Below are 21,054 nucleotides of genomic sequence, written 5' to 3'. Positions count from 1 at the left end.
CGACGCACCGGCCCGGATTTCACATGGCGCGAAAAAGATGGGCGTAGAGCCTGCTGACCGGAATCCGCTCGGGCCGCCCGCGCAGGTCGAGGGCGAGCTTGCCGGCCTCGTCGCGGTGCACCGCCTCGATGGCCGAGGCGCGCACGACGACCGCGCGGTGCACCTGCCAGAAGGTCTGCGCATCGAGCTGCGGCAGCAACTGCTTGAGCGGCGTGCGGATCAGGTATTCATGGTCCGCGGTCAGCACCCGCAGGTACTTGTCGGCGGCCTCGAAATACAGCACCTCGTCGATCGGCACCATGCGCACGGTGCTGCCGCCGGCATCGCTGGCGGCGATCATGCGCAGCGGCGCGGCCGAGGGTTCGGGCAGCGGCGCGCCGGCGCCACCCGCCGCCGCCAGCACCTCGCGCCAGCGCGCGAGCGTGCGGTCCAACGCCTCGTCGGGCGGCGCTTCGGCCGTCGGCCGCGCGGCCAGCGCCTGCTTGAGCCGCGCCACCGTCTTGCGCAACCGATCGGGCTGCACCGGCTTCAGCACATAGTCGATCGCCTGGGCTTCGAAGGCGCGGGCCGCGTACTCGTCGTAGGCGGTCACGAAGACCAGCTGCGGCATCGGTGCCTCGTCCGCGGGCCAGGCATCGGCCAGCTCGGTGGCGGCGCCCAGGCCGTCGAGGCCCGGCATGCGGATGTCGAAGAACAGCACCTGCGGCAGCAGCCGCAGCGCCTCGCGCACGGCGCTGCGGCCGTCGCCCGCGATGGCGGCGATCTTCAGCTCGGGCCAGGCGGCGGCCAGTTCGGCCTTCAGCGCCTGCGCGAGCAGCGGTTCGTCCTCGGCGATCAGCGCGGTGGGGGAGGTGGCAGTGTTCATGGCGTGGGGGAAGCGGCCGGCGCATCGCCGGTGGAGGAAGCCTGCAGCGGAAAGCGCAAGGTGGCGCGGGTGCCCGTGTGCTCGCCGGGCGCGAGCGTCAGGGCGGCGCGCGGCCCATAGACCGTGGTCAGCCGTTCGCGCACCTGTTCGAGGCCGAAGCCGCCGCCGTCCCGCGACGTCGACGGCGACGCGGCATCGAGCCCGACGCCGGTGTCGCTGAGTTCGATCACCAGCAGCTCGCCCTCGCGGCGCGCGCGCACCGCGATCTCGCCGCCCTCGACCTTGGGCTCGAGGCCGTGGCGGATGCTGTTCTCCACCAGCGGCTGCAGCAGCAGCGGCGGCACCGGCACCTCGCGCAGCTCGGCCGGCAGCTCGAGCGTGTAGCGCAACCGCTCGCCCATGCGCACCGACATCAGCTCGAGGTAGTCGGCCAGCCGGTCGAACTCGGCCCCCAGCGGGTGCGCGAGCGTGCGCGAGCCGCTGAGGGTGACGCGCAGGTAGCTGTTGAGCCGGTCGAGCATGGCCACGGCGCGCGGCGGATCGAGCGTGATCAGCACCCGCAGGTTGGCCAGCGTGTTGAACAGCATGTGCGGCTCGAGCTGGGTTTCGAGCAGCTTGAGCCGTGCCTCGGTCGCATCGCGCCTGGCTTTTTCGATCTGGCCCTGCAGGTGCTTGCTCTTGCCGAGGCTGTAGAAGAAGAAGCAGGCGCCGGCGGTGGCGACCAGCGTGATGGTGAGCGTGGTCGCCAGCTTGTGGCCGCGGTAGTCGAGGAAGTCGAGCAAGGGGGCGCCGCTCCAGGCGTCGCCGATCAGGTTGCCGAGCAGGAAGCCGGCGGTCACGCCGAAGCCGATCAGCGCGATGCTCTGCGGGCCATGCGGCCAGAGCACTTCGCGGTGGCCGCTCATCAGCAGCCGGCCGCCGTCGATGCACAGCCAGCTGATCAGGCCGATCGACATCGAATAGACCATGTGGTTGACCCAGCTGCGGCCGCTCGAGATGCTGAGCGCGGCCGCGATCAGGCAGCAGAAGACGGCGGTGATCAGCCCGTGCCGCAGCAGGTCGCGCAGGTTCTCGGTGCCGAACCTGGGGCGGGCGGCGGCAGGGGCCTGGCTCAACGGCGCTCCCCGGCGGCCAGCGCGCGGCGCTCGCGTTCGACCAGGCGCTCGTAGAAGTCGCCGCCCGGCGCGATGAACCAGATCACGGCGCCGTGCACCAGCAGCCCCAGGCCCCAGCCCATCAGCGGATAGACGGCCCAGGTGTGGCCCTTCGAGGCCGACAGCACGACCAGCCCGAGGTTGACCAGCACGTAGACGAAGGCATGGATGTACCAGCCCATCTTGGCGCCGGCGCGGCGGCGGGCGCGCTTCTCGAGCTCCGCGGGAGAGGGGGACGAGGACATGTTCATGACGGCTCCTTGATCTGGACGGGAATGAAATCGGGGGCGGGGACGGGCGCCGGGGCTTGCACGGCCGCGCGCCGGCGCAGCTCCTCGGTGGTCTCGCCGGGCCCGTCGGGGTTCCAGCCCGGCGGCTTCACGAGGTAGCCGACGAAGGCGCGCACCGAGCGGGCCGAGGCCAGGTCCTCGAACAGCGCGCGCCATTGGCCGAACTCGATCTCGAGCAGGTTGTACGAGGTGATCGGCTTCACGAGGCCGTAGCGGCAGGGCAGGTCGGCGCGTTCGGGGATGTAGGTGCCGAACAGGCGGTCGAACACGATCAGCACGCCGCCGTAGTTGCCGTCCAGGTACTCGAGGTTCGAGGCATGGTGCACCCGGTGCGCCGAGGGCGTGTTGAGCACCCATTCGAGCGGCCCGAGCTTCGGGATCCAGGCGGCGTGGATCCAGAACTGGTAGAGCAGGTTCAGGGTCAGCATGATCAGCACCACGCGCGGCGGCATGCCCAGCAGCGGCGCCAGCATGAAGAAGGCCAGCGTGCCGGTGAGCTTGCCGGTCCAGCCGAAGCGGTAGGCGGCCGACAGGTTGAGCTCGTTGGGCGAATGGTGGATCGCATGGGTGCACCAGAACCAGCGCACCCGGTGCGCGGCGCGGTGGTACCAGTAGTAGCAGAACTCCTGGCCGATGAAGCAGGCGGCCCAGCCGGTCCAGTGGTCCATCGGCAGGGTGATGAGGCGGTGCGCGTAGAGCCAGTCCATGGCGCCGACCCAGAAGGCCAGCGGCAGCAGCCAGCGCAGCGGGTACTCGCGCACCAGGAAGTCGAACACCGAGATGCCGGCCGCCTTCCAGTCGTAGCCGCGCCAGCCGTTGCGCCACGAGAGCACGAGCGCTTCGGCCAGCGAGGCGATCAGCACCACGGACACCGAGATCTTGAGGATCAGCACGAGGACGGACATGGCGCTTCCTGCAGGCGGATGGGGAGGGAATGGACGGCGGCGATCTTAGGCGGCGCCGGCCCGGCTGGCCATGGCGTCGGTGGCGATCGCCAGCTTCCACAGGCGCAGGGCGCGGGCCGCGAAGACGCCGCTGAAGGCGCCGTAGAGCACGGGGATCGCGACCGCGAAGACGCTGTCGTGGCGCAGCTCGGGGTGCATGGCCAGCGCCACGCCCACCACGTACTTGGTGAAGAAGATGCCCATCATCAGCGCCAGCGGCACCGCGCTGCCGGCCAGGTGGAAGCGGCGCGCGGCGGCGTCGTAGCGGGTGCTCGCGGGCAGCGGGCGCCGCAGCACCAGCGCGATCATCACGGCCGCGGCGGCGGCCCAGCCGAGCAGGGCGCCGAGCGAATCGCCGAAGGCCGAGGCCACGCCCATCAGCGACAGCGCGCCCATCGCGATCGGCATCAGCGTGATGCGCGTCAGGCCCACGCTGCCCGACAGCAGCTGCTTGCTGCCGAACCAGACCAGCAGCGCGAAGACGGCGAACACCCACTTGGGCGTATGGAGGAGGATCTGGATCAGCATGGAAAGACTCCTGGATCGGTTGAAGGGTTGAAAGGCGGACGAAGGGTTCGGGAGAAAGGATGGAGGCCCGGTGGCGTCGGAGCGGACTGTGCCGGCCCGCTCGCGGGACTGCCACGGTGTTGCGATGAAATGCGGGGCCGGCGGCGCGAAGTGCCTGCCGGCGGCGCGAAATGCGCGCGGCTTCGAGCGACGCCGGAACGGCACGCCGTCCTGCGGCAAGCGGGGGGTCCGCGAGCTTTACCGCCCGTTTACGGCACAGCAAACTCTGCATACACCTTTTGGCGCTGTACTCTAGGCCGCACCCGATCAGGCTCTCTTCTCTCTCCCATGGATCCCCAAACGCCTCCCGAACCCCTGCCGGCCACCGTGTCGCCCACGCATCCCCAGGTCCGTCGCCGCCGCTGGTTCGGCAGCCTGATCGCGCTGATCCTGCTCGTGGCGCTGGGCGGTGGCGCCTGGTACCTGGTGCAGCGCTCGAAGACGCCGGCGGCCGGTCCCGGCGCCGGGCCTGGCGGGCCGGGTGGCCCGGGCGGGCGGCCCGGAGGCGGGCGAGGCGGCGGTGCCGCCTCCAGCACCGTCGGCATCGCGACCGCGCGGCAGGCCGACATCCCGATCCAGCTCGAGGCGCTCGGCACCGTCACGCCGCTGGCCAACGTCACGGTGCAGCCGCAGGTCTCGGGCGTGCTCACGCAGGTGCTGTTCCAGGAAGGGCAGATGGTCAAGAAGGGCGACGTGCTCGCCACCATCGACCCGCAGCCCTACCAGAACGCGCTGGCCCAGGCCACCGGCGCGCGCCAGCGCGACGAGGCGCAGCTCGCCGCGGCGCGCGTCACCCTGCAGCGCTACCAGACCCTGCTGGGCCAGGACTCGATCGCGCGCCAGGACGTCGACACCCAGAGCGCGCTGGTCAAGCAGCTCGAGGGCACGGTCGCGATCGACCGCGCCAACGAGAACAGCGCGCGGCTGAACCTGGCCTGGACCCGCATCGCGGCGCCGGTCGGCGGCCGCATCGGCCTGCGGCCGGTGGATGTGGGCAACTACGTCTCGACCGGCACCAGCGGCGGCGTGGCCGTCATCACCCAGATGGCGCCGATCGACGTGGTGTTCTCGGTGCCGCAGGACCGCGTGCCCGAGGTCCAGCAGCGACTGGCCGCCGGCGCCAGGCTGCCCGCCACCGCCTTCGACCGCGCGCGCGTCAAGCAGCTCGCCACCGGCAGTTTCTCCACGCTCGACAACCTGGTCGACACCCAGACCGGCACCGTCAAGGCCAAGGCGCGCTTCGCCAATGCCGACGGCGCGCTGTTCCCGAACCAGTTCGTCAACCTGCGCCTGCTGCTGCGCACCGTGACCAGCGCCGTGGTGGTGCCGGTGACGGCGATGCGCAACGGCCCGAACGGCGACTATGTCTATGTGCTGAACGCCGACAACACGGTGTCGCAGCGCGTGGTGACGCGTGGCGAATCGAGCGTCGACAACATCGCCGTGACCGCCGGCCTGAATGCCGGCGAGGTGGTCGTGACCGAGGGTGGCGACCGCCTGAAGGACGGCGCGCGCGTGCAGACCCAGGCCGACCGGCCCGCGGTCGCGCCCGGTGCCGCCGCCAATGGCCAGCACCGTGGCGGACGGCGCCAGCGCGACGGCGCGCAGGGCGGGCAAGGTGGACAGGCCCCGGCCGGCGGCGCCGCGTCGTCCGCCGCGCCCGCGCCGGGCACGGCACCCGCTGCGCCAGCGGCGGCACCGGCAACGGCCCCCGCGGCCGCACCCACCACCGGCGCCCAGCCGGCCGCACCCGCCGGCGCACCGACCGCCGCGGCCCCCAAGCTCCCCACCGCCGAGCAGCGCCAGCGCATGCTCGACGCGGCCAAGGACGACCCCGAGCAGCTCGAGCGCCGCAAGCGCTTCCTCGAGCAGCTCGACCGCGGCGACCCGGCCGCGCTCGAGCGCTGGCAGCGCATGGCCGAGCGCCAGGGCCAGGGCGGCCAGGGCGAGGGCCGCCGCCAGGCGCCGCAAGGCCAATGACGCACCGGCCCTCCGCCTCGGCATCTCCCGCCGCGCCGCCCGCAGCGCCCTCGACGACGAATTGAATCCATGAGCCCTTCACGCCCGTTCATCCTGCGGCCGGTGGCGACCTCGCTGCTGATGGTCGCCATCGTGCTGGCCGGCCTGGTGGCGTTCCGCTTCCTGCCGCTGTCGGCGCTGCCGCAGGTCGACTACCCGACGATCCAGGTCCAGACGCTCTACCCGGGCGCCAGCCCCGAGGTGATGAGCAACACCGTCACCGCGCCGCTCGAACGCCAGTTCGGCCAGATGTCGGGGCTCGACCGCATGAGCTCCACCAGCGCGGCGGGCGTGTCGATCATCACGCTGCAGTTCACGCTGGGCCAGACGCTCGACGTCGCCGAGCAAGAAGTGCAGGCCGCGATCAACGCCGGCGGCTCGCTGCTGCCGGCCGACCTGCCGGCGCCGCCGGTCTACGCCAAGGTCAACCCGGCCGACGCGCCGGTGCTCACGCTGGCGATCACCTCCGACACCCTGCCGCTGACCGAGGTGCAGAACCTCGTCAACACGCGACTGGCGCAGAAGATCAGCCAGGTCTCGGGCGTGGGGCTGGTGTCGCTCAGCGGCGGCCAGCGGCCCGCGGTGCGCATCCAGGCCAACACCCAGGCACTGGCGGCCAACGGCATCGGCCTCGACGCGCTGCGCACCGCGATCAGCGCGGCCAACTCCAATGGCGCCAAGGGCAGCTTCGACGGCCCCAAGCGCGCCTACACCATCAACTCGAACGACCAACTGCTCACGGTCGACGACTACAAGAACCTGATCGTCTCGTACAAGAACGGCGCGCCGATCCGCATGGTCGACGTGGCGCGCGTGGTCAACAGCGCCGAGAACAACCAGCTCGGCGCCTGGGCCGGCACCAAGACGAACGGCGATGCCGAGGGCACGCTCACGCCCGCGATCATCCTCAACGTGCAGCGCCAGCCCGGCGCCAACGTGATCGCCACCGTCAACGCCATCAAGGCGCAACTGCCCGAGCTGCAGGCGGGCATGCCCGCGGGCCTGAAGGTCGAGGTGCTGAGCGACCGCACGGCCGGCATCCGCGCCTCGGTCGAGCACGTGCAGATGGAGCTGGTGCTCGCCGTCGTGCTGGTGGTGCTGGTGATCTTCGCCTTCCTCGGCAGCCTGCGCGCCACCGTCATCGCCAGCATCGCGGTGCCGATCTCGCTGATCGGCACCTTCGGCCTGATGTACCTGCTGGGCTACAGCCTCAACAACCTGAGCCTGATGGCGCTGACCATCGCCACCGGCTTCGTGGTGGACGACGCGATCGTGATGATCGAGAACATCGCGCGCTACATCGAGGAGGGCGAGAAGCCGCTGCAGGCCGCGTTCAAGGGCGCCACCCAGATCGGCTTCACCATCATCTCGCTGACGGTGTCGCTGATCGCGGTGCTGATCCCGCTCTTGTTCATGGGCGACGTGGTCGGCCGGCTGTTCCGCGAGTTCGCGGTCACCCTGGCGATCACGATCCTGATCTCGGCCGTGGTGTCGCTCACGCTGGTGCCGATGATGTCGGCGCGCTGGCTCAGGCACGAAGCGAAGAAGGATCCCGCCAACCACGGCATCGCCGCGCGCGCGCAGCGTTTCTTCGACGGCGTGATGACGCGCTACGACCGCTCGCTGCACTGGGTCATCGACCACCAGGCGCTCACGCTGCTGGTCGCGCTGCTCACGCTGCTGCTGACCGTGGCGCTCTACCTCTCGATTCCCAAGGGCCTGTTCCCGACCCAGGACACGGGCCAGCTGCAGGCGCGCATCGAGGCCGCGCAGGACGTCTCGTTCGACCGCATGTCGCAGCTGCAGCAGCAGGCCGCGCGCGCCGTGCTGGCCGACCCCGACGTCGAGAACCTCAGTTCCTTCGTCGGCGTCGACGCCGCCAACAACACCATGCTGCACACCGGCAGCATGCTGATCAACCTGCGCCGCGGCCACGACAACCAGCAGGCGGTGATGGACCGCCTGCGCGAGCGCGTGCGCGGCGTGGCCGGCGTGACGCTCTACCTGCAGCCCACGCAGGACCTGACCATCGACGCCGAGACCGGCCCCACGCAGTACCGCGCCTCACTCGAGGGCGTGGACAGCGCCGCCATCACCGGCTGGATGCAGCAGCTGGTGGCGAAGCTGCAGGCCGAGCATGGCGACAAGGTGCGCAACGTCAGCAGCGATGCGGGCGCGCAGGGGCTGGCGGCCTTCGTCAACGTGAACCGCGACACCGCGGCGCGGCTGTCGATCACCGCGAGCACGGTCGACGACGCGCTCTACAGCGCCTTCGGCCAGCGCATCGTCTCGACGATCTTCACCGAGACCAACCAGTACCGCGTGATCCTCGAGGCGCAGCCCGGCATGGTGAACACGCCGCAGACGCTGGGGCAGCTGAGCCTGATCGCCGGCTCGGGCAGCGCGACGCCGCTGTCGGCCATCGCGGACATCAGCGAGCAGCAGGCGCCGCTGCAGATCACGCACGTGGCGCAGTACCCGGCGAGCACGCTGAACTTCGATACCGCGCCGGGGGTGGCGCTGGGGTCGGCGGTCGACACGATCCGCGCGACGGCGAAGGAGATCGGGTTGCCGAAGAGCATCACGATGACCTTCCTCGGGGCTTCGGGGGCTTACGAGAAGTCGTTGTCGAACCAGCTGTGGCTGATCCTGGCGGCGGTGGTGTGCGTGTACATCGTGCTGGGGGTGCTGTACGAGAGCTACGTGCATCCGCTGACGATTCTGTCGACCTTGCCATCCGCTGGGGTGGGGGCGCTGCTGGCGTTGATGGTGACGGGCAACGACCTGGGGGTGATCGGGATCATCGGGATCATCCTGCTGATCGGGATCGTGAAGAAGAACGCGATCATGATGATCGACTTCGCGATCGATGCGGAGCGCACGGAGGGCAAGTCGCCCCGGGAAGCGATTCATCAGGCAGCGTTGTTGCGGTTTCGGCCAATCTTGATGACTACGCTGGCTGCCTTGTTTGCTGCCGTGCCTTTGATGTTCAGCTTTGGGGATGGCGCTGAGTTGCGGCGTCCTTTGGGGTTGGCTATTTTTGGGGGGTTGATCGTTAGTCAGTTGCTGACTTTGTTCACTACGCCTGTTATTTATTTGGCGTTTGATCGGTTGGGTGGGGCGCGGCGGTCGGGGGTGGTTGAGGAGGAGGCGGTTTGAGGCTTCTTTCTCGTCAGGCTGCTGTGTGTTCTTCGGTTGCTTTCCCTGTGGGCGCCGTTGGCCGGGATTTCGCCCCGGCAGGCGAGTCACTTTCTTTTGTCTCGCCAAAAGAAAGTAACCAAAGAAAAGGCGACCCCACTGTCTGTGTCCCTCCGCTTCGCTACGGGCAACCTGCGATGCTCGGGGAAAGCGGGGGTCCGCAGAACTCGCTGCGCTGCGCTCCGCTCAGACAGCTGCGGCCCTTATCCCGCTTTCCCCTGCGCTCCTCGGCACAGCCAGAGGGGAGCGATCCGGGCCATCGCTGCGCTCGGCCCGGCATGCCCTTCGGGCCTTCGCTTCGCTCGGCCGTGGTGAAAGATCCAGGGCCTGCCCGTTCCTACACCCCACACAAGGACGCGCCATGGCGCGTTGACTCTCATCCCCTCTGGCTGCGCCGAGGAGCGCAGCGTTTCGCGGATCAGGGCTCGCAGTTGTTTGAGCGAAGCGAGTTCTGCGAGACCCCGCGAAACGCGAGCACCGCAGGTTGCCCGGAGCGAAGCGCAGGGTCGCAGACAGTGGGGTCGCCTTTCTTTGCTTACTTTCTTTGGCGAGACAAAGAAAGTGAGTCGCCCGCCGGGGCGAGACCCGGCCTACGCCCTCTGCAAGAGGCAGACCGGCAGCAAGCCAACACGCCCAAGCAGGGAATCAAAGAAGGAGGCAAGAGATGAACCTCTCCCGCCCCTTCGTCCGCCGCCCCATAGGCACAGTCCTCCTGACCATAGGCGTGGCCCTGGCAGGCATCGCAGCCTTCTTCGTCCTCCCGGTCTCCCCGCTACCGCAAGTCGACTACCCCGTCATCTCGGTCCGCGCCTCCATCCCGGGCGCCAGCCCCGAGACCATGGCCACGAGCGTCGCCACGCCCCTCGAACGCCATTTGGGTACCATCGCCGGCGTCAACGAGATGACCTCGACCAGCTCGGTCGGCTCCACCCGCGTCACCTTGCAGTTCGACCTCAGCCGCAACATCGACGGCGCCGCGCGCGAGGTGCAGGCCGCGATCAACGCGAGCCGTGTCGACCTGCCCGCCACCCTGCGCAGCAACCCGACCTACCGCAAGGCCAACCCCGCCTCGTCGCCGGTCATCATCCTGGCGCTGACCTCCAAGACCAAGACCCCGGGCCAGATCTACGACGCCGTGTCGAACATCGTGAGCCAGCGGCTGTCGCAGGTCGACGGCGTGGGCGACGTGGAGATCGGCGGCGGCTCGCTGCCGGCCGTGCGCATCGAGCTGCTGCCGTTCGCGCTCAACCGCTACGGCATCAGCACCGAGGACGTGCGTGCCGCGATCCAGGCCTCGAACGCCAACCGGCCCAAGGGCATGGTGCAGGGCGAAGGGCGCAAGCTGCAGGTCTATACCCAGACGCCGGCGCTGCGCGCGAGCGACTACGCCACCATGCTGGTGGCCTGGCGCAACGGCGCGGCGGTGCGGCTGGCCGATGTGGCCGAGGTCTACGACGGCGTCGAGGACACGCGCACGCTGGGCCTGTTCAACGGCGAGCCGGCGGTGATCGTGCTGATCACGCGCCAGCCCTCGGCCAACATCATCGAGACGGTCGACGGCGTGCGCGCGCTGCTGCCCGAACTGCAGTCTCAGCTGCCGCCCGACGTCGAGCTGCGCGTGGCCTCCGACAGCACCAGCTCGATCCGTGCCTCGCTGCACGAGGTCGAGTTCACGCTGGTGGCCTCGGTGCTGCTGGTGGTGCTGGTGGTCAGCCTGTTCCTGCGCAGCGCGCGCGCCACGGTGGTGCCCGCCGTGGCCACGGTGGTCGCGCTGCTCGGCACCTTCGGCGTGATGTACCTGCTGGGCTTCAGCCTCAACAACCTGAGCCTGATGGCGCTCACGGTGGCCACGGGCTTCGTGGTCGACGACGCGATCGTGGTGCTCGAGAACACCAGCCGCCACATCGAGGCCGGCATGACGCGCATGAAGGCCGCGCTGCTCGGCGCCAAGGAGGTGGGCTTCACGGTGCTGTCGATCAGCGTGTCGCTGGTGGCGGTGTTCATCCCGCTGCTGTTCATGGGCGGCCAGGTCGGGCGGCTGTTCCGCGAGTTCGCGGTCACGCTGTCGGCGGCGGTGATGATCTCGCTGGTCATCTCGCTGACCACCACGCCGATGATGTGCGCCTGGCTGCTCAAGCGCGGCGGCGAGGCCGAGAAGAGCAAGCCGCGCGGCCGGCTCGCGCGCTGGTCGGAGCGCAGCTACGAATGGGTGCTCAAGCGCTACGAGGTCAGCCTCGACTGGGCGCTCGACAGCAAGGCGCTGGTGACGCTGATCCTGCTGGCGGTGATCGGGCTCAACGTCTACCTGTTCAGCGCGGCGCCCAAGGGCTTCTTCCCGCAGCAGGACAGCGGCCAGCTCAACGGCGGCCTGCGCGCCGACCAGAGCATCTCCTCGCAGGCGCTCGCGGCCAAGCTGCGCGAGGTGGTCGACATCATCCGGCGCGACCCGGCGGTCGACACGGTCACGGGCTTCATCGGCGGCTCGCGCGCGGGCGGCGGCTTCATGTTCGTCAACCTCAAGCCCGTGGACCAGCGCACGGAGAGCGGGATGGCCGTGATCGCGCGGCTGCGGCCGCAGCTCAACCAGGTGACCGGCCTGCGCGTGTTCCTCAACACGGTGCAGGACGTGCGCTCGGGCGGGCGCTCGAGCAACTCCACCTACCAGTACACGCTCAAGAGCGACAACCTGGCCGACCTGCGCACCTGGGCCGGCAAGCTGGCCGACGAGCTGCGGCTGCAGCCGAACCTCACGGACATCGACACCGACCAGGACCAGAACGGCGTGGAAACGGTGGCCGAGGTCGACCCCGACAGCGCGCGCCGGCTCGGCCTGACCTCTCAGGCGGTGGACAACGCGCTCTACAACGCCTTCGGCCAGCGCCAGGTGGCGACCATCTACACCGAGCTCAACCAGTACCACGTGGTGATGGAATGGGCGCCGCGCTACACGCGCAGCCCGAACGCGCTGCGCGACATCTACGTGCCGGCCACGCGCACCTCGGTGGTGGCGGGCCAGACCGTGACCACGCAGGTGGCGGCCAACGGCACGACCAACCAGTCGACCTCGGTGGCCACCACCAACACGGCCACGGCCTCGAAGACCGGCACCGCCTCGACCGCCTCGAGCACCACGCCCTCGGTGCCGGTGTCGGCCAACGCGGGCTCGCGCAACGCCTCCACCGGCAACGTGCTGAGCAACACGCCGACCGCGCTGGTGCCGCTGTCCTCGGTGGCGAAGTTCATCGAGCGCTCGGTCGCGACCTCGGTGAGCCACGAGGACGGCGAACTGGCCACCACGATCTCGTTCAACCTGGCCGAGGGCGCCAACCTCGGCGATGCGCGCGAGGCCATCGCCAAGGCCGAGGCCAACATCGCGATGCCGATCAACGTGCGCGGCGCGTTCGCGGGCACGGCGCTCGCGGCGCAGCAGTCGCAGGGCCAGCAGGCGATGCTGATCCTGGCCGCGCTGGTGGTCATCTACATCGTGCTGGGCATCCTCTACGAGAGCCTGGTGCACCCGATCACCGTGCTGTCGACGCTGCCCTCGGCCGGCGTGGGCGCGGTGCTGGCGCTGCTGATGTTCCGCATGGAGTTCTCCATCATCGCGCTGATCGGCGTGTTCCTCCTGATCGGCATCGTGAAGAAGAACGCCATCCTGATCATCGACTTCGCGCTCGAGGCCGAGCGCTCGCGCGGCCTGAGCCCGCTGGAAGCGGTGCGCGAGGCCTGCCTGCTGCGCTTCCGCCCGATCCTCATGACCACCCTGGCGGCCGCGCTCGGCGCGCTGCCGCTGGCGATCGGCTTCGGCGAGGGCGCCGAGTTGCGCCGGCCGCTGGGCGTGGCGATCATCGGCGGGCTGATCGCCAGCCAGGTGCTGACCCTGCTCACCACGCCGGTGGTCTACCTGCTGCTCGACAAGCTGCGCCGCCGCGGCGCCGACGAGAGCCACCTGAGCCGCACGATGGAGGTCCAGCCATGACCGCAACGACAAAGACACCACGGCCCGCACGCGCCATCCGAAGAATGCCCGCCTCCCTGTTCCAGACCCCTTTCTTCCCGAAGCGCATCGCGCTGGCCGCGACCCTCGCGGCGCTGCTCGCGGGCTGCGCCGTCGGGCCGGCCTACCAGGTGCCCGTCGCCGTGTCGCCCGCGGGCTGGAAGGAGCAGAAGACCGCCGAGGGCTGGCTGCCGGCCGCGCCGGCCGACACGCTCGAGCGCGGCGAATGGTGGAAGCTCTTCGGCGATCCGTTGCTCGACGAGCTCGCGGGCCGGGTGCAGGTGTCGAACCAGAACATCGCGGCCGCGGTCGCCAACTATGCGCAGGCGCAGGCGCTGGTGCGCGGCGAGCGCGCGGCGCTGTTCCCCTCGGTCTCGCTGAGCGGCAGCGGCAAGCGCAGCGGCAACATCGGCGGCGACAGCAATCCCTCGAACAACTTCTCCGCCTCGCTCGCGGCCGACTGGTCGCCCGACGTCTGGGGCCGGCTGCGCGCGGCGGTCAGCAGCGCGCAGGCCAATGCGCAGGCCAGCGAGGCCGACCTCGCGGCCGCGCGGCTGTCGGCGGTGGGCGCGGTCGCGACCAACTACTTCTCGCTGCGCGAGGCCGATGCCGAGATGGTGCTGCTCGACGAGACCATCGAGGGCTACCAGCGCGCCTACGAGATCACCAACAACCGCTACCAGGCCGGCATCGCCGCGCAGACCGACGTGCTGCAGGCGCAGACCCAGCTCGTGAACGCGCGCGCCGAGCGCGTCGGCCTGCAGCGCACGCGCGCCACCTACGAGCATGCGATCGCGGTGCTCGTGGGCGCGGCGCCGGCCGACTTCAGCCTGGCGGCCGCGAAGTGGACGCCGACCGTGCCGGGCGTGCCGAGCGGCGTGCCCTCGACGCTGCTGCAGCGCCGCCCCGACATCGCGGCGGCCGAGCGCTCGGTGGCCGCGGCCAATGCGCAGATCGGCATCGCGCGCGCGGCCTACTTCCCGAACTTCAGCCTCAACGCCTCGGTCTCGAGCAATGCGAGCAAGGTCAAGGACCTGTTCAATGCCTCGAACACCCTGTGGGCGCTCGGGCTGTCGGTGGCGCAGGTGGTGTTCGACGCGGGCGCCATCGAGGCCAACGTCGACTCGGCCAAGGCCAGCCACGAGGCGGCGGTGGCGCGCTACCGCCAGACCGTGCTCGCGGCCTTCCAGGCGGTGGAGGACCAGCTCAGCGCGGGCGCCACGCTGGCGCAGCAGGAAGGGCTGCGGCGCGAGGCCTCGGCCGCGGCCGACAAGACCGAGCAGCAGCTGCTCAACCGCTACCGCGCGGCGCAGGTCAACTACACGGACGTCGTGACCGCGCAGGTGGCCGCGCTCAATGCGCGCCGCACGCTGGTGCAGCTGCAGGTCAACCGCCAGACCTCGGCGATCGCGCTGATCCAGGCGCTCGGCGGCGGCTGGCACGCCGAGTGGATGGCCGACGCCGGCACGCAGCCCGCCACGCGCTGAACGCGCCGGTGGGGCACGGGCCGGGAAGGGGTGGCGGACGCACGCGGCTGCGCGCGCGCCCCTGAAGTCGCCGCCGCGCCGCGCGTGTTCTCGCGGCCGGCGGCGTTCGAAGCCGGACCTTCAGCGGTTCAATGGGCCGGGCGGTCCGTCATGCCGCCGAGATAGTCCTTGTCGGTCACCAGCACCCACAGCGCCAGCACCAGGATCGCCGCGGCCACGAACACCGCGTTGACCAGCGCCACCTCGAGCGTGCCGAAGCCCAGCACCCACGGCGACACCGCGAGCCAGACCGCGAGCGCGGCCTCGGTCCACTCTTCCCAGGCCTGCGGCACGAAGGTCGCGCCCAGTGCCACGGCACCGAGCACGAGCCCGGTGACGATCGCGCCCCACATGGCGAGCGCATGGCCCTGGAAACCCAGGACCCAGGGCGAGACGACCAGCCAGACGCCGAGGACGACGTTGACCGGGTCTTGCCAATGCTTCACTTGCTTCATGGTCTTTACCTCCTGTCGCGGCGACAGCAGGACGCGCGACCGCGACCGGGGTTGGACTGCGTGGCTTTGCCGGTGGTTCCGCGCGCTCAGCCGCCGCGCGCCACCGGCGGCACCAGGTAGGCTCCCGACTCGAACAGCTGCGCCTCGGCCTGGTCGATGCGCCGGATCACGGCCTTGCCCGCACGGCTCGCGAGCAGCTCGACCAGCGCTTCGGCCACGGCCACGCCCGCGGCCACCGAGGGAAAGAACGAGGGGCTGTGGATGGTGAACAGCAGGGTCTCGTCGGCGCGCAGCGAAATCGGCGAGCCGAGGCTGTCGGTCAGCGCCACGATGCGGGCGCCCGCGGCCTTGGCGGCCTCGGCCACTTGCAGCGCCTCGCGCGAGTAGGGCGCGAAGCTCGCGATCAGCACCACGTCGCCGCGCCCGAAGGCGCGCTGCTGCATCTCGAGCGTGCCGCCCTGGCCGTCGACCAGGTGCACGCTGCCGCGAAAGAGCCGGTACACGTAGACGAAGGAGAAGGCGATCGGGTAGCAGGCGCGAAAGCCGGCCGCGTGCACCGCGGGCGCCTTCTCCATCAGCGCGCAGACCTTCTGCAGCGCCGCTTCGCTCTGCTGCTGCGTGGTCTCGAGGTTGCGCCGCTGCACCTCGAACATCTCGCCGGTCAGGCCGCGGTCGCGCGCGCGGCCCACGAGCTGCTGGGCGCGCGCGCCGTAGGCCTCGGCGCCCAGGCCCATGTCGGCGGCGAAGGCGGCCTTGAGCTGCGGCCAGCCGTCGAAGCCCAGCGTCTGGGCGAAGCGCACCAGCGTGGCGGGCGTGCTCTGCGCGCGCGTGCCGATGTTGCGCATCGAGCCCGTGACCACCTCGTTCGGATGGTCGAGCACGTAGCGCGCCACCTGCTGCAGCGCGGGGCTCAGCTCGTCGAAGCGCTGGCGGATCTGGTCTCTGGCGCCCATGGCGGCGTTCCTCGTTGTCTCTGGCGTTGGAACGAATGTACCGGAGGCGCGCCCGGCGTTCCGGGCCGGGGCTGGAACGGGTGAAGCGAGTGGAACAGTTGACGGAACAAATGTTCCAAGAAATAATTCGACCGAAACGTTAGTTCCACTCTCCATCCGCCTGTCCTCACGCCATGACGCACGTCTTCCACCGCCATCTCCGCCAGGCTCCGCCCGTCGCCACGGGCTCGCACGGCCTCTACATCCGCGACGCCGAGGGGCGCGAATACCTCGATGCCTCGGGCGGCGCGGCCGTGTCCTCGCTGGGCCACGCGCATCCCGAGGTGCTGGCCGCGATGCATGCGCAGATCGACCGGCTGGCCTATGCCCACACCAGCTTCTTCACCAGCGAGGTGGCCGAGCGCCTGGCCGACGAGCTGATCGGCGCGGCGCCCGAAGGCATGAGCCATGCCTACCTCGTGAGCGGCGGTTCCGAGGCGGTGGAGGCGGCGCTCAAGATGGCGCGCCAGTACTTCGTGGAGATCGGCCAGCCGCAGCGCACCCACTTCATCGCGCGGCGGCAGAGCTATCACGGCAACACGCTGGGCGCGCTCGCGGTCGGCGGCAATGCCTGGCGGCGCGAGCCCTTCGCGCCGATCCTGGTGCCGGCCACGCATGTGTCGCCCTGTTATCCCTACCGCGAGCAGCGCGCCGACGAGAGCCCCGCGCAGTACGGCCAGCGGCTCGCGAACGAGCTCGAGGCCGCGATCCTCGCGCAGGGCGCCGACCGCGTGATCGCCTTCGTCGCCGAGACCGTGGGCGGCGCCACCGCGGGCGTGCTGGTACCGGTGCCCGGCTACTTCCAGGCGGTGCGCGCGGTCTGCGACAGGTACGGCGTGCTGCTGATCCTCGACGAGGTGATGTGCGGCATGGGTCGCACCGGCAGCTTGCATGCCTGCGAGCAGGAAGGCGTGGTGCCCGACCTGATGACCATCGCCAAGGGCCTGGGCGGCGGCTACCAGCCGGTGGGCGCGGTGCTCGCGCAGCGCAAGGTGGTCGATGCCATGTCGCGCGGCAGCGGCTTCTTCCAGCATGGCCACACCTACCTCGGCCATCCGATGGCCTGCGCGGCCGCGCTCGCGGTGCAGCAGACGATACGGCGCGAAGGCCTGGTCGCGAAGGTGCGCGAGGACGGCACGGCCTTCGGCGCGATGCTGGCCGAGGCGCTCGGCGCGCATCCGCACGTGGGCGACATCCGCGGCCGCGGCTTCTTCTGGGGCCTCGAGCTGGTGGCCGAGCGCGCGGGCAAGACGCCCTTCGACCCCGCGCTCAAGCTGCATGCGGCCGTCAAGAAGGAGGCGATGGCGCGCGGGCTGCTGTGCTATCCCTTCGGCGGCACGGTCGACGGCCGCCAGGGCGACCACGTGCTGCTCGCGCCGCCCTTCGTCGCCACGCGCGACGAACTGCGCGAGATCGTCGCGCGGCTCGCCGATGCCATCGACGCGGTCACGCGCCGCGCCGCGGGCTGAGCCCGCGCTTCTTCCTTCCCTTTTCCTTCACCCACCGCCTCGAGGAGCACCTCCATGCCCAAGCCACGCCTGCCGTTTTCCTTCCTGCTCGCTGCCGCCCTCGTGCTGCCGGCGCTCTGTGCGAGCGCGCAGGAGAGCGACACCCTCGCCAAGATCAAGGCCAGCGGCGCCATCACCTTCGGCTACCGCGAATCCTCGTTCGGCTTCTCGTACCTCGACGCCAACCTCAAGCCGATCGGCTACAGCATCGAGATCTGCAAGCGCATCGTGGAAGCGCTGAAGAGCGAACTCAAAATGCCGGCGATCGAGATCCGCTACCAGGCCGTGACCTCGGCCAACCGCATCCCGCTGGTGCAGAACGGCACGGTCGACATCGAGTGCGGCTCCACCACCAACCTGGTCGAGCGCCAGAAGCTGGTGGCCTTCTCCCCGGACATCTTCCGCTACAACGTGCGCATGCTCGTGAAGGCCGATTCGGGCATCAAGAGCATCGCCGACCTGCAGGGCAAGACCGTGGTGACCACCACCGGCACCACCTCGTTCCGGCTGCTGCGCGAAGCCGACAAGGGCCGCAACCTCGAGGTCACGAGCCTCGGCGGCAAGGACCACAGCGACTCCTTCCTGCTGGTGGAGAGCGGCCGCGCGCAGGCCTTCGTGCTCGACGACATCCTGCTGGCCGGCCAGCTCGCGAACGCGCGCAACCCGAAGGATTTCGTGATCACCGGCGAGAGCCTGCGCACCGAGAACCAGTCGCTGATGTTCCGCAAGGACGATCCGGCCTTCAAGGCCATCGTCGACCGCGTGGTCTCGGGCATGATGAAGTCCGGCGAGATGGAGACTCTCTACGGCAAGTGGTTCACCTCGCCCATTCCGCCCAAGGGCATCAACATCAACTACCCGCTCAACGCCGAGACGAAGGACGCCTTCGCCAACCCCTCGTCGAAGGGCATCTGAGCCGCATCGCGTTCCCATGACCCGCATCGCCCTGATCCACGCGCTCGCGCATTCGGTCGCACCCATCAACGAAGCCTTCGCGCGCGACTGGCCGCAGGCGCTGCGCATGAACCTGCTCGACGACAGCCTGTCGGCCGATCTCGCGCGCGGCGGGCGCGGGCTCGACGCGGCCATGCACGAGCGCTTCCAGCGGCTCGCGCAGTACGCGGTCGACACCGGCGCCGAGGGCATCCTCTTCACCTGCTCGGCCTTCGGTTCCTGCATCGAGGCGGTGGCGCGGCAGCATGCGCCGCTGCCGGTGCTCAAGCCCAACGAGGCGATGGTGGAAGAGGCGGTGCAGGCGCTGCGCGAGGCCGGCCCCGGCGCGCGGCTTGGGCTGATCGCCACCTTCGCGCCCACGCTGGCCTCGATGCCGCCCGAATTCCCGGCCGGCGTCGCGCTGGTGCCAGCACTCGCCGAAGGGGCGCTCGAGGCGCTGAATGCGGGCGACGGGGCGCGGCACGATGCGTTGATCGCCAAGCAGGCCGAGGCCTTGCGCGCGCAGGGCTGCAGCCACATCGCGCTCGCGCAGTTCAGCATGGCGCGCGCACGCGCGGCCTGCGAGAGCGCCTCGGGGCTGCCGGTGCTGACCACGGTCGACAGCGCGGTGCGCGCGCTGCGCCGGCGCACCTCAGGCTGAACGGTCGCCGCGCAGCAGCGTGTAGATCGCGGTGGCGGCGAGCTGCGCCGCGTCGCTGCGCCCGAGCGTGCGCGGGCGTCCGGTCGCGCGGTCCGCGGCCTGCAGGCCCTCGGCCAGCCGGCGGTAGATCTCGGCCGAAGGCATGGTGCCGCTGGTGCCCAGCGCATCGCAGTAGGTCTCGACCAGCAGTTCGTTGAGGCGTTCGCACTCGGCATTCGAGAGCTTCATCGCATCGCCGTCGAACAGCGTCGCCACCGCGTGCATCAGGTAGGCCTGGGTTTCGAGCGAGAAGCCCTGCTGCCGCACGCAGTCCTCCATCGCGCTCCAGAAGCAGGGGCCCGAGGTGCGGCGCCAGCTCTCGAGGATGCGGCGCGCGCGCGCCGTGAGGTCGGCCTGCGGGTCGCGCGGCGCGCAGGGCCGCAGCGCCAGGCCCTGCAGCGCGAGCGCGGGGGCGGCGTCGGCGCCGCCGAGCAGGAAGCTCCAGAGCTGCCAGCGCACATACCACTTGCGGTCGTGGGCGGGGTCGAGCGCCTGCGTCAGGCCGCGCTCGATGTATTCGGCCGCACCGGCCGTCTGCCAGGCCATGTGCCCGTCCTCCAGGTCCAGCGGCTGCATGCGCTGCGACATCCGGTCGGCCGCGACCTGGCCTTCGGCGACCAGCGTGGCGCCGCGGCCGCGGCGATCGATCTCGCCCAGGCAGCGCGCGAGCCGTTCCAGTTCGCCGGTCGAGGCACCCGTGGCGCGGGTGGCGCGGGACAGGGCGGCCTGCCGGTCGGTCTCGCGGCGGCGCGCACCGTGGCGCGCATGCGCGGCGTAATCGTCGGCGGTCGACGCATGCTCCTCGAGGCACAGCAGCAGTTCGTGGGCGTCTTTTTCGCGCTCGGGCGCGGGGGCGAGCATGCAATGTCCTTCGGTTGGCCGCCGGCGCGGGACGCCGGCGCGATGGGACTGTGACCGCGCCCGGCGGTCGGCGCCATCCCCCAAACTAGGTATGTCATAGAACGATACGAAGATGGGTGAACGGGCCACGGCGGCGGCCCGCGGAGCCTGAACCGGACCTGACCGGCTCCCTCGCGATAATTGCCGCTCTTTCAAGGAGTACGCGTTGGATATCGTTCTGCTGGTCAAGGCCGCCGTCATGGGCATCGTGGAGGGGCTGACCGAATTTCTGCCGATCTCGTCGACCGGCCACCTGATTCTTGCGGGCTCGCTGCTCGGCGGCTTCGACGACGAGCGCGGCAAGGTGTTCGAGATCGCGATCCAGACCGGCGCGATCTTCGCGGTGATCATGGTCTATTGGCAGAAGATCCGCTCGACCGTGGTGGCGCTGCCGCGCCAGGCCAAGGCGCAGCGCTTCGCGCTCAACGTGCTGATCGGCTTCCTGCCCGCGGTGGTGCTGGGCCTGCTGTTCGGCAAGGTGATCAAGGAACACCTGTTCACGCCGGCCGTGGTGGCCAGCACCTTCATCATCGGCGGCTTCATCATCCTGTGGGCCGAGAAGCGGCCGCCAGGCTCGGTGCGGGTCGAGAACGTCGACGACATGACGCCCTGGGACGCCCTGAAGGTCGGCCTGGTGCAGTGCTTCGCGATGGTGCCGGGCACCAGCCGCAGCGGCTCCACCATCATCGGCGGCATGCTGCTGGGGCTGTCGCGCCAGGCGGCCACCGACTTCTCGTTCTTCCTGGCGATCCCGACGCTGATCGGCGCCGGCGTCTACAGCCTCTACAAGGTGCGCTCGCTGCTGTCGGTGGCCGACATCCCGCTGTTCGCCGTCGGCCTGCTGTTCTCGTTCCTCAGTGCCTGGCTGTGCGTGCGCTGGCTGCTGCGCTACATCAGCTCGCACAGCTTCGTTCCCTTCGCCTGGTATCGCATCGCCTTCGGCATCCTGATCCTCGTCACCGCCTGGCAGGGCTGGATCGTCTGGGCCGAGTGAGGCCCTAGCCTG

16 protein-coding genes are annotated in these 21,054 nt (G+C 70.2%); 8 read left to right on the top strand and 8 right to left on the bottom strand.

Annotated elements, in window-relative coordinates:
- Positions 1 to 19: 19 nt before the first annotated feature.
- Genes AC1HIL_RS26290 through AC1HIL_RS26270 form a run of 5 tightly spaced genes read right to left on the bottom strand, consistent with a single transcriptional unit; the run spans position 20 to position 3,781 of the window.
- Positions 20 to 865 carry a LytR/AlgR family response regulator transcription factor gene (locus AC1HIL_RS26290; protein WP_057592851.1) on the bottom strand — a complete coding sequence of 282 codons (846 nt, stop codon included), beginning with the start codon at positions 863 to 865 and terminating at the stop codon, positions 20 to 22.
- A complete protein-coding gene (locus AC1HIL_RS26285) occupies positions 862 to 1,980 on the bottom strand; it encodes a sensor histidine kinase (RefSeq protein WP_261217393.1) in 1,119 nt (372 codons plus the stop codon). Before AC1HIL_RS26285 ends, AC1HIL_RS26290 begins: the two co-directional genes overlap by 4 nt.
- Positions 1,977 to 2,270 carry a 2TM domain-containing protein gene (locus tag AC1HIL_RS26280; RefSeq protein WP_057592849.1) on the bottom strand — a complete coding sequence of 98 codons (294 nt, stop codon included), beginning with the start codon at positions 2,268 to 2,270 and terminating at the stop codon, positions 1,977 to 1,979. The genes AC1HIL_RS26285 and AC1HIL_RS26280 overlap by 4 nt, the downstream gene beginning before the upstream one ends.
- Positions 2,267 to 3,214 carry a sterol desaturase family protein gene (locus AC1HIL_RS26275; protein ID WP_479670393.1) on the bottom strand — a complete coding sequence of 316 codons (948 nt, stop codon included), beginning with the start codon at positions 3,212 to 3,214 and terminating at the stop codon, positions 2,267 to 2,269. The genes AC1HIL_RS26280 and AC1HIL_RS26275 overlap by 4 nt, the downstream gene beginning before the upstream one ends.
- A 45-nt stretch (positions 3,215 to 3,259) precedes the next feature.
- A complete protein-coding gene (locus tag AC1HIL_RS26270) occupies positions 3,260 to 3,781 on the bottom strand; it encodes a DUF6622 family protein (RefSeq protein ID WP_479670392.1) in 522 nt (173 codons plus the stop codon).
- Positions 3,782 to 4,108: 327 nt separating this feature from the next.
- Here AC1HIL_RS26270 and AC1HIL_RS26265 point away from each other — a divergent pair, with 327 nt between their 5' ends.
- The 4 genes from AC1HIL_RS26265 (at position 4,109) to AC1HIL_RS26250 (ending at position 14,521) form a co-directional block, all read left to right on the top strand.
- Positions 4,109 to 5,800 (top strand): efflux RND transporter periplasmic adaptor subunit, encoded by a 1,692-nt coding sequence (locus AC1HIL_RS26265; protein ID WP_479670391.1) that lies wholly within the window; start codon positions 4,109 to 4,111, stop codon positions 5,798 to 5,800.
- Positions 5,801 to 5,869: 69 nt separating this feature from the next.
- Positions 5,870 to 8,998 carry an efflux RND transporter permease subunit gene (locus tag AC1HIL_RS26260; protein WP_479670390.1) on the top strand — a complete coding sequence of 1,043 codons (3,129 nt, stop codon included), beginning with the start codon at positions 5,870 to 5,872 and terminating at the stop codon, positions 8,996 to 8,998.
- 703 nt (positions 8,999 to 9,701) lie between these two features.
- The gene (locus AC1HIL_RS26255) at positions 9,702 to 13,016 is read left to right on the top strand and encodes an efflux RND transporter permease subunit (protein ID WP_261212460.1); all 3,315 of its coding nucleotides are present in this window, start codon (positions 9,702 to 9,704) and stop codon (positions 13,014 to 13,016) included.
- 44 nt (positions 13,017 to 13,060) lie between these two features.
- Positions 13,061 to 14,521 carry an efflux transporter outer membrane subunit gene (locus AC1HIL_RS26250; protein WP_479672444.1) on the top strand — a complete coding sequence of 487 codons (1,461 nt, stop codon included), beginning with the start codon at positions 13,061 to 13,063 and terminating at the stop codon, positions 14,519 to 14,521.
- 128 nt (positions 14,522 to 14,649) lie between these two features.
- Here AC1HIL_RS26250 and AC1HIL_RS26245 read toward each other — a convergent pair whose 3' ends face one another.
- Together AC1HIL_RS26245 and AC1HIL_RS26240 are read right to left on the bottom strand one after the other, a co-directional pair.
- Positions 14,650 to 15,015 (bottom strand): SPW repeat protein, encoded by a 366-nt coding sequence (locus AC1HIL_RS26245; RefSeq protein WP_422096443.1) that lies wholly within the window; start codon positions 15,013 to 15,015, stop codon positions 14,650 to 14,652.
- Between the two features lie 86 nt (positions 15,016 to 15,101).
- Entirely contained in the window at positions 15,102 to 15,968 is an 867-nt protein-coding gene (locus tag AC1HIL_RS26240; protein ID WP_479670389.1) for a MurR/RpiR family transcriptional regulator, read from the bottom strand.
- Between the two features lie 173 nt (positions 15,969 to 16,141).
- Here AC1HIL_RS26240 and AC1HIL_RS26235 point away from each other — a divergent pair, with 173 nt between their 5' ends.
- From AC1HIL_RS26235 to AC1HIL_RS26225, 3 genes are read left to right on the top strand one after another with little or no spacing between them, the layout of a single operon-like run.
- Positions 16,142 to 17,476, top strand: coding sequence for an aspartate aminotransferase family protein (locus AC1HIL_RS26235; RefSeq protein WP_479670388.1), 1,335 nt, complete (start codon positions 16,142 to 16,144; stop codon positions 17,474 to 17,476).
- A 54-nt stretch (positions 17,477 to 17,530) separates the two neighbouring features.
- Positions 17,531 to 18,430: an amino acid ABC transporter substrate-binding protein gene (locus tag AC1HIL_RS26230; protein WP_413762872.1), complete on the top strand. Its 900-nt coding sequence runs from the start codon at positions 17,531 to 17,533 to the stop codon at positions 18,428 to 18,430.
- A 16-nt stretch (positions 18,431 to 18,446) separates the two neighbouring features.
- Positions 18,447 to 19,109 carry an aspartate/glutamate racemase family protein gene (locus AC1HIL_RS26225; protein WP_479670387.1) on the top strand — a complete coding sequence of 221 codons (663 nt, stop codon included), beginning with the start codon at positions 18,447 to 18,449 and terminating at the stop codon, positions 19,107 to 19,109.
- Here the strand turns inward: AC1HIL_RS26225 and AC1HIL_RS26220 are convergent.
- Entirely contained in the window at positions 19,101 to 20,009 is a 909-nt protein-coding gene (locus AC1HIL_RS26220) for a hypothetical protein (RefSeq protein ID WP_057592837.1), read from the bottom strand. The two genes, AC1HIL_RS26225 and AC1HIL_RS26220, sit on opposite strands and share 9 nt — an antisense overlap.
- 205 nt (positions 20,010 to 20,214) lie before the next feature.
- Here AC1HIL_RS26220 and AC1HIL_RS26215 point away from each other — a divergent pair, with 205 nt between their 5' ends.
- A complete protein-coding gene (locus AC1HIL_RS26215) occupies positions 20,215 to 21,042 on the top strand; it encodes an undecaprenyl-diphosphate phosphatase (RefSeq protein ID WP_057592836.1) in 828 nt (275 codons plus the stop codon).
- The last annotated feature ends 12 nt before the right edge of the window (positions 21,043 to 21,054 follow it).

Source organism: Variovorax sp. ISS6 (assembly GCF_056523145.1).
This window is presented reverse-complemented; position numbering and strand designations above follow the sequence as displayed.

Bases quoted from the DNA above. Each gene is read 5' to 3' on its own strand.
- AC1HIL_RS26290 (WP_057592851.1), bottom strand. From the start codon at position 865: ATGAACACTGCCACCTCCCCCACCGCGCTGATCGCCGAGGACGAACCG.
- AC1HIL_RS26280 (WP_057592849.1), bottom strand. From the start codon at position 2,270: ATGAACATGTCCTCGTCCCCCTCTCCCGCGGAGCTCGAGAAGCGCGCC.
- AC1HIL_RS26275 (WP_479670393.1), bottom strand. From the start codon at position 3,214: ATGTCCGTCCTCGTGCTGATCCTCAAGATCTCGGTGTCCGTGGTGCTG.
- AC1HIL_RS26270 (WP_479670392.1), bottom strand. From the start codon at position 3,781: ATGCTGATCCAGATCCTCCTCCATACGCCCAAGTGGGTGTTCGCCGTC.
- AC1HIL_RS26265 (WP_479670391.1), top strand. From the start codon at position 4,109: ATGGATCCCCAAACGCCTCCCGAACCCCTGCCGGCCACCGTGTCGCCC.
- AC1HIL_RS26260 (WP_479670390.1), top strand. From the start codon at position 5,870: ATGAGCCCTTCACGCCCGTTCATCCTGCGGCCGGTGGCGACCTCGCTG.
- AC1HIL_RS26255 (WP_261212460.1), top strand. From the start codon at position 9,702: ATGAACCTCTCCCGCCCCTTCGTCCGCCGCCCCATAGGCACAGTCCTC.
- AC1HIL_RS26250 (WP_479672444.1), top strand. From the start codon at position 13,061: ATGCCCGCCTCCCTGTTCCAGACCCCTTTCTTCCCGAAGCGCATCGCG.
- AC1HIL_RS26245 (WP_422096443.1), bottom strand. From the start codon at position 15,015: ATGAAGCAAGTGAAGCATTGGCAAGACCCGGTCAACGTCGTCCTCGGC.
- AC1HIL_RS26240 (WP_479670389.1), bottom strand. From the start codon at position 15,968: ATGGGCGCCAGAGACCAGATCCGCCAGCGCTTCGACGAGCTGAGCCCC.
- AC1HIL_RS26235 (WP_479670388.1), top strand. From the start codon at position 16,142: ATGACGCACGTCTTCCACCGCCATCTCCGCCAGGCTCCGCCCGTCGCC.
- AC1HIL_RS26230 (WP_413762872.1), top strand. From the start codon at position 17,531: ATGCCCAAGCCACGCCTGCCGTTTTCCTTCCTGCTCGCTGCCGCCCTC.
- AC1HIL_RS26225 (WP_479670387.1), top strand. From the start codon at position 18,447: ATGACCCGCATCGCCCTGATCCACGCGCTCGCGCATTCGGTCGCACCC.
- AC1HIL_RS26220 (WP_057592837.1), bottom strand. From the start codon at position 20,009: ATGCTCGCCCCCGCGCCCGAGCGCGAAAAAGACGCCCACGAACTGCTG.